The 14,001-nt window shown below is 72.8% G+C and carries 10 protein-coding genes; 7 read left to right on the forward strand and 3 right to left on the reverse strand.

Going from position 1 to position 14,001, the window contains the following annotated elements:
- The 4 genes from E4U92_RS08265 to E4U92_RS08280 all read left to right on the forward strand — a co-directional run.
- Nucleotides 1-457, forward strand: a 457-nt coding sequence (locus E4U92_RS08265; RefSeq protein WP_137299647.1) for an alpha-glucosidase C-terminal domain-containing protein, incomplete at its 5' end; no start/stop codon positions are given.
- 28 nt (nt 458-485) lie between these two features.
- Nucleotides 486-1,850: a maltokinase N-terminal cap-like domain-containing protein gene (locus E4U92_RS08270; protein ID WP_137299648.1), complete on the forward strand. Its 1,365-nt coding sequence runs from the start codon at nt 486-488 to the stop codon at nt 1,848-1,850.
- A gap of 3 nt (nt 1,851-1,853) precedes the next feature.
- Nucleotides 1,854-4,058, forward strand: a complete 2,205-nt coding sequence (gene glgB / locus E4U92_RS08275; protein ID WP_137299649.1) for a 1,4-alpha-glucan branching enzyme — start codon at nt 1,854-1,856, stop codon at nt 4,056-4,058.
- A 57-nt stretch (nt 4,059-4,115) separates the two neighbouring features.
- On the forward strand, nt 4,116-5,267 hold the full coding sequence (locus E4U92_RS08280; RefSeq protein WP_137299650.1) for a glutamate--cysteine ligase 2: 1,152 nt from the start codon (nt 4,116-4,118) through the stop codon (nt 5,265-5,267).
- A gap of 33 nt (nt 5,268-5,300) precedes the next feature.
- On the opposite strand, the gene E4U92_RS08285 is transcribed toward E4U92_RS08280, so the two are convergent.
- Complete coding sequence (locus E4U92_RS08285; protein ID WP_067228907.1) at nt 5,301-5,534, reverse strand: DUF6480 family protein; 234 nt, start codon at nt 5,532-5,534, stop codon at nt 5,301-5,303.
- Between the two features lie 165 nt (nt 5,535-5,699).
- Here E4U92_RS08285 and E4U92_RS08290 point away from each other — a divergent pair, with 165 nt between their 5' ends.
- Both E4U92_RS08290 and E4U92_RS08295 read left to right on the forward strand, forming a co-directional pair.
- Complete coding sequence (locus E4U92_RS08290; protein WP_137299651.1) at nt 5,700-7,601, forward strand: AMP-dependent synthetase/ligase; 1,902 nt, start codon at nt 5,700-5,702, stop codon at nt 7,599-7,601.
- Between the two features lie 208 nt (nt 7,602-7,809).
- Entirely contained in the window at nt 7,810-8,244 is a 435-nt protein-coding gene (locus E4U92_RS08295; RefSeq protein WP_137299652.1) for an ATP-binding protein, read from the forward strand.
- A gap of 68 nt (nt 8,245-8,312) precedes the next feature.
- Here E4U92_RS08295 and E4U92_RS08300 read toward each other — a convergent pair whose 3' ends face one another.
- Nucleotides 8,313-8,873 carry an ATP-binding protein gene (locus E4U92_RS08300; protein ID WP_229862467.1) on the reverse strand — a complete coding sequence of 187 codons (561 nt, stop codon included), beginning with the start codon at nt 8,871-8,873 and terminating at the stop codon, nt 8,313-8,315.
- Nucleotides 8,870-9,235, reverse strand: coding sequence for a PRC-barrel domain containing protein (locus tag E4U92_RS08305; RefSeq protein ID WP_210719253.1), 366 nt, complete (start codon nt 9,233-9,235; stop codon nt 8,870-8,872). The genes E4U92_RS08300 and E4U92_RS08305 overlap by 4 nt, the downstream gene beginning before the upstream one ends.
- A gap of 422 nt (nt 9,236-9,657) precedes the next feature.
- Between E4U92_RS08305 and E4U92_RS08310 the strand changes: the two genes are divergently transcribed.
- Nucleotides 9,658-13,953 carry a HAMP domain-containing protein gene (locus tag E4U92_RS08310; RefSeq protein ID WP_137299654.1) on the forward strand — a complete coding sequence of 1,432 codons (4,296 nt, stop codon included), beginning with the start codon at nt 9,658-9,660 and terminating at the stop codon, nt 13,951-13,953.
- Nucleotides 13,954-14,001 lie beyond the last annotated feature (48 nt).

A 14,001-nucleotide genomic window follows, 5' to 3' on the forward strand; every position in this document is an offset into this window, starting at 1 on the left:
CCGCAACGCCGGCTTCTCCTCCTGCGACCCCGGCCGCCTCTACCTCCCGACCATCATGGACCCGGTCCACGGCTACCAGGTCACCAACGTCGAGGCGTCCATGAGCAGCCCCTCGTCGTTGCTGCACTGGACCCGCCGCATGATCGAGATCCGCAAGCAGAACCCCGCCTTCGGCCTCGGCAGCTACACGGAACTGCACTCCTCCAACGCCGCGGTGCTGGCCTTCCTGCGCGAGTACGAGGACGACCTCGTGCTGTGCGTGCACAACTTCTCCCGCTTCGCCCAGCCCACCGAACTCGACCTGCGCCGCTTCGACGGCCGCCACCCGGTCGAGCTGTTCGGCGGGGTCCGCTTCCCCGCCATCGGCGAGCTGCCCTACCTGCTCACCCTGGCGGGCCACGGCTTCTACTGGTTCCGGCTCGCCCGAGTCGCATCCCGCACCGGCCGGCGCGTGTGAACGTGCGCCGGGGAAAGGACGCGTCACCATGCCGAAGACCACACCGCTGATGACGAGAACGCCCGTCGGTACCCGTACCGTCGGGCCGCTCGGCGCGTTGCTGCGCGAGTGGCTGCCGGGGCAGCGCTGGTTCGCCGGCAAGGACCGGCCGGTCACCGACCTGCGGCTGCTGTCCATGACGGAGCTGTATCCGGGCTGTCTGCACGTGCTCATCCAGGCCGGGCACCAGAGCGTCCCGCCGCCCGTCGGGGCCGCCCCCACCGGTGACTGCTACCAGCTTCTGCTGGGCCTGCAACAGCACCTGTCGCCGCGGCTGGGGCGGGCGATGATCGGCCGCGTGGCCGAGGGACCGCTCACCGGGTACACGGTGTACGACGCGCTGCAGGACCCGCGCTCCACCCAGCTCCTGCTGGAGCGGATGCGGCATCCGGGCGCCCTCGGCCCGCTGGTGTTCGAGGCGCACCCCGAGGCGCCGCCGGTGCCCGCGGGCCTCGCGCCGCGGCTGCTGGAGGCCGAGCAGTCCAACACCTCCCTGGTGTACGGGGACGCGTTCATCCTGAAGGTGTTCCGGCGGATCCAGCCGGGGGTGAACCCGGACCTGGAGGTGCCGGTCGCGCTGGCCGGGCAGGGCTGCGCCCAAGTGCCCGCGCCGGTCGCGTGGTTCCGTACGACGCACCCGCAGCAGGCCACGCTGGGCGTGCTCCAGCCGTTCCTGCCGGACGCCTCGGACGGCTGGACGCTGGCCCTGGACGCGCTCGGCCGCGGGGACGACTTCACCACCGAGGCGCACGCGCTGGGCCGGGCGACGGCCGAGGTGCACCTCGCGCTGGCGGCCGCCTTCCCGCTGGGCCCCGAGGGCGAGAACGGCCCGCTGGCGGCCGCGATGACCGAACGGCTGGAGGCCGCCGCGCACCACGTGGCGGCCCTCAGGCCCTACGTGCCCGGGCTGAAGACCGCCTTCGCGGCGCTCGGCTCCTGCGACCCGGGCCCGCCCGCCCAGCGCATCCACGGCGACCTGCACCTGGGACAGGTGCTGCGGGCCGGACGCGAGTGGTTCGTCATCGACTTCGAGGGCGAGCCGTCCCGCCCGCTGGCCGAGCGGTGCAGCGCCCACTCCCCCGTGCGGGACATCGCCGGGATGCTGCGCTCCTTCGACTACGCGGCCCGGCAGCGGCGTCCCTGGCGCCCGGAGTGGGCCCGGCGCTGCCGGGAGGCGTTCTGCGCCGGCTACGCCGCCCGGGCCGGCTGGGACCCGCGCAAGAAGCACGCCCTGCTGCGCGCCCACGAGACCGACCGGGCGGTCTACGAAGTGCTGTACGAGGCCCGGCACCGGCCCGACTGGCTGGCGGTGCCGATGGCCGCGATCGAACGACTCGCCGTCCGAGGAGGATGACCCGTGGCTCTGCGTGACACGTCCCCGCCCGAGGGCGCCGGCCCGGTCCCGACCCGGACCGCGCCGCTCGACCCGACCGACCGCGCCCGGCTCCTTGCGGGCGAACACCACGATCCCCACGCCGTGCTCGGCGCCCACCCGGTGCCGGGCGGGGTCGTGTTCCGGGCGCTGCGCCCGTTCGCGCGGGCGGTGAGCGTCGTCGTCGACGGCGCGCCCGTGCCGCTCGGCTCCGAGGGCGACGGCTTCTTCTCCGCCGTGCTGCCCCTGGACGCGGTGCCCGCCTACACCCTGCGGGTGGCGTACGACGACGGCCCGGAGCAGGAGACGCACGACCCGTACCGCTTCCTGCCCGCGCTGGGCGAGCTGGACCTGCACCTGGTCCGCGAGGGGCGGCACGAGGAGCTCTGGACGGCGCTCGGCGCCCGGCCGATGACCCACCAGGGGGTGGCCGGCACCCGGTTCACCGTGTGGGCGCCCAACGCCCGCGGGGTGCGGGTCACCGGCGACTTCTGCTGCTGGGACGGCACCGCGTTCCCGATGCGCTCGATGGGCGCCTCCGGCGTCTGGGAGTTGTTCCTGCCGGGGATCGGCGAGGGCGCGCGGTACAAGTTCGAGATCACCTCCCGCCACGGCGGCCGGTTCCTCAAGGCGGACCCGATGGCGCGCCGCGCGGAGGTGCCGCCGGACACCGCGTCGATCGTGCACGTCTCGCGCTACGAGTGGGGCGACGCCGACTGGCTGGCGCACCGGGGCGAGGTGCCGGTGCACGAGGCCCCGTTCTCCGTGTACGAGGTGCACCTGCCGTCCTGGCGCCCCGGGCTGACGTACCGCGAACTCGCCGCGGAGCTGCCCGGCTACGTGAAGGAACTGGGCTTCACGCACGTGGAGTTCATGCCGGTCGCCCACCACCCCTTCAGCGGCTCGTGGGGCTACCAGATCACCGGCTTCTACGCGCCCACGGCCCGCCTCGGCTCCCCCGACGACCTCAAGTACCTGATCGACGCCCTGCACCGGGAGGGCATCGGCGTGATCATGGACTGGGTGCCGGCCCACTTCCCCAAGGACGACTGGGCGCTGGCCCGCTTCGACGGGGACCCGCTGTACGAGCCCGGGGACGCGCGGCGGGCCGAGCACCCGGACTGGGGCACCTTCGAGTTCGACCTCGGGCGCACCGAGGTGCGCAACTTCCTGGTCGCGAACGCCACGTACTGGTGCGAGGAGTTCCACATCGACGGGCTGCGCGTGGACGCGGTCGCCTCGATGCTCTACCTCGACTACTCGCGCGACTCCGGTCAGTGGTCCCCGAACGTGTACGGCGGCCGTGAGGACCTGGACGCGGTGGCGTTCCTGCAGGAGATGAACGCCACGGTGTACCGGCGCAACCCCGGGGTGGTGACCATCGCGGAGGAGTCCACCGCGTGGGACGGGGTGACCCGGCCGACGGACAGCGGCGGGCTCGGCTTCGGCCTGAAGTGGAACATGGGCTGGATGCACGACTCGCTGCAGTACATGAGCCACGAGCCGGTGCACCGCAAGTACCACCACCACGAGATGACCTTCGCGATGGTGTACGCCTACAGCGAGAACTACGTCCTGCCCATCAGCCACGACGAGGTGGTCCACGGCAAGCAGGCCCTGGTGTCGAAGATGCCCGGCGACTGGTGGCAGCAGCGCGCCGACCACCGCGCCTACCTCGGCTTCATGTGGTCCCACCCCGGCAAGCAACTGCTGTTCATGGGCCAGGAGTTCGCCCAGGGCGCCGAGTGGTCCGAGGCACAGGGCCCCGACTGGTGGCTGCTCGACCCGGCCTACGGCGCCGAGGCCGACCACCGCGGCGTGCGCGACCTGGTCCGCGACCTCAACGCGGTCTACCGCGCCACCCCGGCCCTGTGGCAGCGGGACACCGACCCGGCGGGCTTCCGCTGGGTGGCCTGCGACGCCGCCGAGGACAACGTGTACGCCTTCCTGCGCTTCGCCGCCGACGGCGCTCCCCTGCTGGCGGTCAGCAACTTCTCGCCGGTCGTGCGCCACGACTACGCCCTCCCGGTCGGGGACGAGGTCACGGCGTGGCAGGAGGTGCTGAACACTGACGCGGCCCGCTACGGCGGCGGCGGCGTCACCTGTCCCGACCCGGTGAAGCCGGAGGACGGACGGATCCGGCTCACCCTGCCGCCACTGGCGACGGTGTGGCTGACGCCCGCCGTGTGAACCCGGCCCGGGCGGGAAAGCGGGTGCGTACGACCAGCGGGAGAAAGGCTGCAACGCGTGCGCACCGTCGGAGTGGAGGAGGAACTCCTCCTGGTGGACCCGGACAGCGGCGATCCGAGAGCGATGTCCGCCGCGGTCCTGGCCCGGGCCGCCCGGGCAGCCGGGGACCAGGAGGAGAACGGCACCAAGGGCGACGACAGCGACAGCGGCGAGGCCGCCGGGGACGCCGACGACGTCTTCGAGAAGGAACTGCACGAGCAGATGCTGGAGTTCGCCACCCAGCCGCAGTCCTCGATGGCCGAGCTGGCGGCGGAGATCGTCCGGTGCCGGGCGGAGGCGTCCCGGCTCGCCCGGGAGACCGGGTGCGAGGTGGCCGCACTGGCCTCGTCCCCGCTGCCGGTGCAGCCGTCGGTGGGCATGGGCCGGCGCTACCGGTGGATGGAGGAGCAGTACGGCATCGCCACCCGGGAGCAGATGGTGTGCGGCTGCCACGTCCACGTGTCTGTGGACTCCGACGAGGAGGGCGTGGCCGTCGTGGACCGCATCCGGCCCTGGCTGTCGGTGCTGACCGCGCTCAGCGCGAACTCGCCGTTCTGGCAGGGCCGGGAAACCGGTTACCACAGCTACCGCAGCCGGGTGTGGCAGCGGTGGCCCTCGGCCGGTCCGACCGAGCTGTTCGCCACGCCGGAGCGCTACCACCGCCGGGTGGCCGACATGGTGGCCACGGGGACGATCCTCGACGACGGCATGATCTACTTCGACGCCCGGCTCTCCCCGCGCTACCCCACGGTGGAGATCAGGGTGTCCGACGTCTGCCTGGAGCCCGGCACCCCCGTGCTGATCGCCGCCCTCGTGCGGGGGCTCGTGGAGACGGCCGCGCGCGAGTGGCAGGCCGGCCGGGAGCCGGTGGACCACAGCGTGAGCCTGCTGCGCCTCGCCGGCTGGCAGGCCGCCCGCTCCGGGCTGACCGGCGAACTGCTGCACCCGGCGACCATGCGGCGCGCCCCGGTGAAGGCGGTCGTACGGGCGCTGCTGGACCACGTCGGAGAGGCGCTGGCCGACGCCGGCGACCTCGACCGGGTGGAGGCGTCCTGCGCCGAGCTGCTGGCGCACGGCAACGGCGCGCAGGTGCAGCGGGAGGTGTGGGAGCGCACCGGCGGCAACCTGCGCGAGGTGGTCGCCGAGTGCGTGCGGCGCACCCAGGGCTGAGCGCCGGGTGCGTCCCCACGGGGGTACGGGTGCTCACAGGGCCAGGACGAGGGCGTAGGCGAGGAAGAACGCGGCGACCAGCACGCACAGCCCGATGATGATCACCAGCGGGCCCTTGGCCCAGCCCGTGGTCGGGTTGTGCGTCTCCAGCGGACCCGCCTCCGGCATGCTGCTCTCGGCCGGCGGGGTCTCGCCCGGGGGGACGCCGCCGCCGGGTTCCAGTCCGGTGGTGCGCTCGGGTTCGGGGTCGGGGTTGATGTGCGTCATGCCGTCCGAGTCCCCCGATCCGGGCAGGATCACCGTCCCGGGATCATCGACTCGGATTACTTGTCCGTTTCCGGCCACAAGTGGTCCGACCTCGGCTACATTCGACCAGCGCCGACACCGGACCACGTCGGCCGCGCGCCACCCCGTTCCCGTCAGGAGCACCGCATGCGCGACACCGCGATGGCTCCCCCAGCCGCCTCGCCCCTGACCGCGGGTCTCGCCGACAGCGTCTTCGAGACGGCGGCCCGCACGCCCACGCTCCCGGTCCTCGCCCGCCGCAGCCCGGTCACGGGCGCGTGGGAGGAGGTGACCGCCGTCGAGCTGCGCGACGAGGTGGTCGACCTGGCCAAGGGGTTCGTCGCCTCGGGCATCTCCCCCGGCCACCGTGTCGCGATCATGGCCCGTACCCGGTACGAGTGGACGGTGCTCAGCTACGCCCTGTGGGCCGTGGGCGCCGAGATCGTGCCGATCTACCCGACGTCCTCGCGCGACCAGGTCGCCCACATCCTGCGCGACTCCGGCTGCGTCGGGGTGGTCGTCGAGGACGAGCAGAGCGTGATGACGGTCGGTTCGGTCTGCGCCTCGCTGCCCACGCTGCGGCACGTGTGGCAGCTCGACTCCGGCGCCCTGGACGAGCTCGCCCGGCGCGGTGAGCACATCCCGCTCACCACCGTGGACTCGCTGCGCCGCATCGTGCTGCCGGACTCCACCGCGGCGATCGCCTACACCTCCGGCACCTCCGGCCGTCCCCTCGGCTGTGCGCTGAGCCACCGCGGGCTGGCGAGCCCCTGCGACACCCTGCTGGCCGGCTGGGGGCACACCGCGGCGCCGCCCGGCGAGCAGCCGTCGGTGCTGGCCTTCCTGCCGTTCTCGCACGTCTACGGGCTGATGATCCAGGGGCTGTGCGTGCGCGGCGGCATCCTCATGGGCCACGAGCCCGACCTCAGCCAGGAGGCGCTGGTCGCGGCACTGGCCTCGTTCCGGCCGACCTACCTGTACGCGGTGCCGTCGGTCTACGAGAAGATCTACAAGAACTTCCTGCGCGCCGCCCAGCAGGCCGGCCGCGGCGCGCTGTTCGAGCGGGCCGCGCAGACCGCGCGGGACTTCGCCACCGCCGTGGAGCGCCAGCGCCTCGGCCGCGGCTCGGGACCGGGGCTCGACCTGCGGCTGCAGCACGCCGTGTTCGAGCGGACCGTGTACCGCAGGCTGCGCGCCGCGCTCGGCGGGCGGGTGCACCGCGCCACGTCCGGCGGCTCCCCGCTCCACCGCGATCTGTCGCTGTTCTACGAGGGCATCGGCATCTACGTCCACGACGGCTACGGGCTCACCGAGACCAGCGGCGGCATCACCATGCAGCCGCTGGGCCGGGAGCGGTCCGGGACGGTCGGGCAGGCACTGCCGGGCACGGAGATCCGGGTGGCCGAGGACGGGGAGATCCTGGTGCGGGGCCCGTCGGTGTTCCAGGGCTACGTCAACGACGAGGGCGCCACCCGGACCGCGCTGCGCGGCGGCTGGCTGGCCACCGGGGACCTCGGGCACCTGGACGGGGACGGCTACCTGACGATCACCGGCCGCAAGAAGGACGTCATCATCACCAGCAGCGGCAAGAGCGTCTCGCCGGCCCTGCTGGAGCAGCGGCTGCGCCTGCATCCCCTGGTGCACCAGGCGGTCGTGGTGGGCGACAACCGGCCCTGTGTCGGCGCGCTGATCACGCTGGACCCGGACTTCCTCGCGCACTGGCGCGGCGGGCTGATGCTCCAGGGCGACGCGCCGAGCCGCGAGGCCCGCGAGGAGAACGCCCTGCGCGACGAGCTGGGCCGGGCCGTCGCCGCCGCCAACAGCGCGGTGTCCCGCTCGGAGTCGATCCGGGTCTTCCGGGTGCTGCCGCAGCCGTTCGACCAGACCAACGGACTGCTGACGCCGTCGATGAAACTGCGTCGGGACTCGATCGTGCGGCACTACGCCGCCGAGATCGACGCGATGTACGCGGTCCGCCGCCCGCTGCCCCGGCCGGGCCCGCCGGAGGAGGTCCTCGCCTGGGACGACGCGGACAACGTGTTCCGCTGAGCCCGGGCCGCCCGGGGCCGCCCGAGGGTGCTTGCCGTGTCCGCGCACTCCGTCGGCGTACGCCGGGATGTGACGCCAGGGACTGCGGTGTACGGTGCCGCCCTCGTCCGGGACGCGTAGGCCACGCGGGCCCGGGAACCCTGAAGGTGGTCACGGACAGTTCTGTGGGAGAAAGGACGCCGGCCCGCCGCGCGGGCCGCACGACGACATGGCGATCGAGCCGAACAGGGGAGACGAACTGACCTCCTGGGGACCGCAGCCCCGCACCGTGCGTTTCGCGGGTGAGCCGCACGACGTGACGGGCGCTCGGATGGCCGCGGAGGAGTTCCTGCGAGACCTGGCGCGGGCCGTGCCGCCCTCCGCCGAGGAGTACTGGCACGACATCCTGCTGATCGTGGACGAGCTGACGTCGAACGCGGTCCAGTACGCGCCGGGCCCCTTCGACCTGCACCTGCGGCGGACCTTCGACGGGGTGCACGTCACGGTCCACGACACCAGCTCCACGCTGCCCGCGCCGCGGCCCTTCCGGCCGGACAGCGGGGCCGGCGGCATCGGCTGGCACCTGGTGCACACGCTGTGCCGGCAGGTCAGCGTGGTGCCCACCGACGGGGGCAAGGACATCCACGTGTTCCTGCCGTGGTGAGAGCCGGTGAAGGCCCGCGGGGGGCCGGTGCGGGAACGGCGAGCGGGGGTGGCGGCCGGGCGCGTAGATCAGGCGCGTCCGGCCGAGGCGTCCTCGGAGGAGGACGGAACGCCGTCGGAGCCGCCGCGGGCGCGGCCGGGTCCGGACGGGTCCTGGGCGAGGGCCGGGCGCAGCGGAACGCGCGCGCTGATCGTCTTCCCGCCCCTCGGCCGGTGCCGGACGGTGACCTCTTCGGCGAGGCGGTTGATCAGCGGCCAGCCGTAGCCGTTGCCGCCGTGGGTGGTGGGGAAGCCGCCGACGCCGTACGCGCCGTCGGGGACGGCGTCGCTGCGGTCGCTCACCGCCAGCCGGACACCGTCCCGCTCGACCGTCACCTCGAAGCCGGTCAGTCCCCCGCCGTGCCGGATGGCGTTCGTGACCATCTCGGAGACGACGAGCGACAGGTCGATCAGGTCCTCCTCGCTTGGCCGCTCACCGGCGGCGCCCCACGCCCCCTCCACCGCCGCCCGTGCCCGGGCACGGGCCGACGCGGCGGTCGCTCCGGTCGGCGGGACGGGCGACGGCACCCGGGCCGTCAGGTCGCCCGGGCCCCTGCCGCCCTCCTCCCGCGGACGCGACGCGCGGGTCACGCGGGTGTGGTTCCGCGGGCCGCCAGCCGGGCGTAGTACTCACCGACCGCCGACAGGTACTCGTGGTTCATGGTCTCGCTGTCCGTACGGAACCGCGGGGCGTCCTTGACCTGGTCCCTGGTGCAGGCCAGGGTCACGCGCCGCTCCGCCGGGTCGACGGAGGTGACCGCGCCCACCGGCACGACGGCGCTGCGGCCGAACACCCACACGCCGGTGTCGACGACCAGGTGGCGCATGCCGTGCGGGGCCGCCTCCCGGTCCACGTGGCCGACGGTGCCGTCGGCGGCCTCGACCGTCCAGCCCGTCAGGTCCTGCTCCTCGGTCCGGCCGCTGTCCACCGTGTACGACCACAGTGCGAGCATCGTCACGCTGCTCCCTTCTCGCGTCTCTCAGCACCAATTACCCGGACACGGCTGGCCCATTCGGCTCCGGGGGCCCGCGGCGCCCCGCGTCCGGGCGGCCCCGTGCCCCGTTCCCGCACGGCGCGGGGCGGGTCCGCGGCGCTTCGGGCGGCTTTGCCGGGTACACGCGCGAAACTCCGTCGCATACCCTGTTCCCGCTCCCGTATGCGCGGTGTCCGCCTCCTGGTCCGGCGTGGTGCGGGAGGTGACGCACGACTTTGTTCCGGGCCCGATCCGCGGGTTAGCCTGCGGCGTATTTCTCTCATCGGCGGGGCCGTCACCGGCGGTTTCGTCACACGGCAGGCGGGTTCGTCCGTCCTCACGGGCGGCCCGGTTCCGAGTCCCCGGGGCGGGGGCTCCTGGGGAGCGGAACGAGGCTGCGCATGACCAGCAAGAGGACCGAGGTCGTCGAATCGGCACCGGGCGACCAGGAGCTCAGACAGCTCCTCGCCGGGTTGACGGCCGTGCGGGACGGCGACTTCGGCATCCGGCTGCCCGAGGAGGGCGAGGGGCTGGTCCGGGACATCGCCACCGTCTTCAACGGCATGGTGGACCAGTTGTCGGTGTTCACGTCCGAGGTCACCCGCGTGGCCCGGGAGGTCGGCACCGAGGGCACCCTCGGCGGGCAGGCGGAGGTGCCCGGGGTGTCCGGCACCTGGGCCGACCTGACCGACTCGGTCAACGCGATGGCGGGCAACCTGACCACCCAGGTCCGCGACATCGCCCAGGTGGCGACGGCGGTGGCCAAGGGCGACCTGTCGCAGAAGATCGACGTGCCGGCCCGGGGCGAGATCCTGCAGCTCAAGGAGACCGTCAACACGATGGTCGACCAGCTCTCCGCGTTCGCCGACGAGGTCACCCGCGTCGCCCGCGAGGTGGGCACCGAGGGACGCCTCGGCGGCCAGGCGCAGGTGGGCGGGGTCGCCGGCGTGTGGCGCGACCTCACCGACTCGGTGAACTTCATGGCGGGCAACCTCACCGCCCAGGTCCGCAACATCGCCCAGGTGACGACGGCGGTCGCCCAGGGCGACCTCTCCCAGAAGATCACCGTCGACGCCCGCGGCGAGATCCTCGAACTCAAGAACACCATCAACACGATGGTCGACCAGCTCTCGGCCTTCGGTGACGAGGTCACGCGCGTCGCCCGCGAGGTCGGCACCGAGGGACGCCTGGGCGGCCAGGCCGACGTGAAGGGCGTCAAGGGCACCTGGCGCGACCTCACCGACTCGGTGAACTTCATGGCGGGCAACCTCACCGCCCAGGTCCGCAACGTCGCCCAGGTGGCGACCGCGGTCGCCCAGGGCGACCTCTCCCAGAAGATCACCGTCGACGCCCGCGGCGAGATCCTCGAACTCAAGAACACCATCAACACGATGGTCGACCAGCTCTCCGCGTTCGCCGACGAGGTCACCCGCGTCGCCCGCGAGGTCGGCACGGCCGGCAACCTCGGCGGCCAGGCCACGGTGCGGGGCGTCTCGGGCACCTGGAAGGACCTCACCGACAACGTCAACGTGATGGCGTCGAACCTCACGGGACAGGTGCGGTCCATCGCCCAGGTCGCCACCGCCGTGGCCCGCGGCGACCTGTCGCAGAAGATCACCGTCGAGGCCAAGGGCGAGGTCGCCGCGCTCGCCGACGTGATCAACACGATGGTCGACACGCTGTCCGCGTTCGCCGACGAGGTCACCCGCGTGGCCCGCGAGGTGGGCACCGAGGGACGCCTCGGCGGCCAGGCGCACGTGCCCAACGTGGCCGGCACCTGGAAGGACCTCACCGACAACGTCAACTCGATGGCCAACAACCTCACCGGCCAGGTGCGCAACATCGCGCTGGTGACGACCGCGGTGGCCAAGGGCGACCTGTCGAAGAAGATCGACGTCGACGCGCGCGGGGAGATCCTGGAGCTGAAGACGACCATCAACACGATGGTCGACCAGCTCTCCGCCTTCGCCGACGAGGTCACCCGCGTGGCCCGTGAGGTCGGCACCGAGGGCCGCCTCGGCGGGCAGGCCGAGGTGGAGGGCGTCTCCGGCACCTGGAAGCGCCTGACGGAGAACGTCAACGAGCTGGCCGGGAACCTGACCCGGCAGGTGCGGGCCATCGCCGAGGTGGCGAGCGCCGTGGCCGAGGGCGACCTGACCCGCTCCATCACGGTAGAGGCCTCCGGCGAGGTCGCCGAGCTCAAGGACAACATCAACTCGATGGTGGAGTCCCTGCGCGACACGACCCAGGCCAACCAGGAGCAGGACTGGCTCAAGACCAACCTGGCGCGCATCGCCGGCCTGATGCAGGGCCACCGCGACCTCCCCGTGGTCGCCGAGCTGATCATGGACGAGCTGGTGCCGCTGGTGGCCGCCCAGTACGGCGCGTTCTACCTCGCCGAGGACGGCGAGAGCAGGCCCGAGCTGCGGCTGGTCGGGGCGTACGGCTACCCCGACGACAACCACCGCCCGACCCGGATCCCGTTCGGCCGCTCGCTGGTCGGCCAGGCCGCGCGCAGCCGCCGTACGATCGTCGTCGACGAGCTGCCGGCCGGGTACGTGACCATCTCCTCCGGGCTCGGCCAGGTCGAGCCCAGCGCGCTGGTGCTGCTGCCGATCGTGTTCGAGGGACAGGTCCTCGGGGTGATCGAGCTGGCGTCGGTCACCGCGTTCACCCAGATCCACATGGACTTCCTGGAGCAGCTCCGGGAGACCATCGGGGTCAACGTCAACACCATCGTGGCCAACGCCCGGACCGACGAGCTGCTCGACGAGTCGCAGCGGCTCACCGCCGAACTGCAGGCGCGCTCGGCGGAGCTGCAGTCGCAGCAGGAGGAGCTGCAGCGCTCCAACGCGGAGCTGGAGGAGAAGGCGTCGCTGCTGGTCGCGCAGAACCGCGACATCGAGGCGAAGAACCTCCAGATCGAGCAGGCCCGGCAGGAACTGGAGGCCCGCGCCCAGCAGTTGTCGCTGGCGTCCAAGTACAAGTCGGAGTTCCTGGCGAACATGAGCCACGAGCTGCGCACCCCGCTCAACAGCCTGCTCATCCTGGCCCAGTTGCTCGCGCAGAACCCGTCCCGCAACCTCACCCCGAAGCAGGTCGAGTACGCGGGGATCATCCACTCCGCCGGTTCCGACCTGCTCCAGCTCATCAACGACATCCTCGACCTGTCCAAGGTGGAGGCCGGCAAGATGGACATCTCGCCCGAGCGGGTGTCCCTCAAGCAGCTCATCGACTACGTCGAGGCGACGTTCCGGCCGCTGACGACGCAGAAGAGCCTCGACTTCGCGGTGCGCACCGCGCCCGGGGCGCCCGCCGACCTGCTGACCGACGACTCCCGGCTGCGCCAGATCCTGCGCAACCTGCTGTCCAACGCGGTGAAGTTCACCGAGCAGGGCGGTGTGGAGCTGATCGTGGAGCCGGTGGGCGACGACGAGGTGCCCGCGGGCGTGATCCCGGGCGGCACCATCGTGGCGTTCCGGGTGAAGGACACCGGCATCGGCATCTCCGAGCAGCACCTGGAGAGCATCTTCGGCGCCTTCCAGCAGGCCGACGGCACCACGAGCCGCAAGTACGGCGGCACCGGCCTGGGCCTGTCGATCACCAAGGAGATCGCCCACCTGCTGGGCGGTGCCGTGACGGTGGACAGCACGCCCGGGCACGGCAGCACCTTCACGCTCTACCTGCCCGTCGCCCGGCGGGACTTCGAGGATCTGCACGCGGGCGGCCGGGCGCTGGAGCGGAGCGGGGACCACGCGGACGGCGCGGACGGTGCGGACAGCGCACCGGCCGGCATCCCGGTCGGCCCCCTCCCGGTGTCCACGGCGGCCCGGCCCCGTCCGCGCCGGCTCCTCGTGGTCGAGGAGCGGCCGCGCGGGCTGCTCACCCTGGTCTCCGAGAGCGTGGCAGCCGACCTCGGCCGCGGCCGGGACGAGGGCGCGATGCCGCTCCCGGTCGACCTGGTCACCGCGGTCGGCGCGCAGGAGGCGGCCGGGGCGCTGGCCGCCGAGCCGTGCCACTGCGTGGTCCTGGACCTGACGATGCTGGGCGGTGAGGCCTCCCGCTTCCTGGAGGCGCTGGAGGGCGACTCGGCGCTGGCGAGCGTGCCGGTGCTCGTGCACACGGGCCACCGGGTGGAACTCGCCCAGGAGGAGACCCTGCGGGCGCGGGCCGCCGGCCGGCCGCTGGAGTTCCTGTCCAGCCTGGACGAGCTGCGCGAGCGCATCACCCTGCACCTGTCCGCCGAGGAGCCGGGGGACGTGCTCGCCCTGGTCCGCGCCGACGAGCCGCACCACATCGCTCCGGAGGTGGTCGACGACGCGGTGGTGGGGCGCACGGTGCTGGTGGTGGACGACGACGCGCGCAACCTGTACGCGCTCAGCGGCATCCTGGAGCTGCACGGGCTGCGGGTGCTGCACGCGGAGAACGGCCGCGAAGGCATCGAGACGCTGCGCAACAACCCGGAGATCGCGCTCGTGCTGATGGACGTGATGATGCCGGAGATGGACGGGTACACGGCCACGGCCGAGATCCGCAAGCTGCCCGAGTACGCGGAGCTGCCCATCGTCGCGGTCACCGCCAAGGCGATGCCCGGCGACCGGGAGAAGAGCCTCGCCTCGGGTGCGAGCGACTACGTCACCAAGCCCGTGGACACCCACGACCTGATGTCCTGCGTCCGCCGCTGGCTGACCGCCTGAGCGAGCCGTGCGTCCCGGGCGACCGGGCGTCCAGGCCGAGGAGTAGCG

This window comes from Streptomyces galbus (assembly GCF_005280195.1).
Taxonomy (GTDB): domain Bacteria; phylum Actinomycetota; class Actinomycetes; order Streptomycetales; family Streptomycetaceae; genus Streptomyces; species Streptomyces galbus.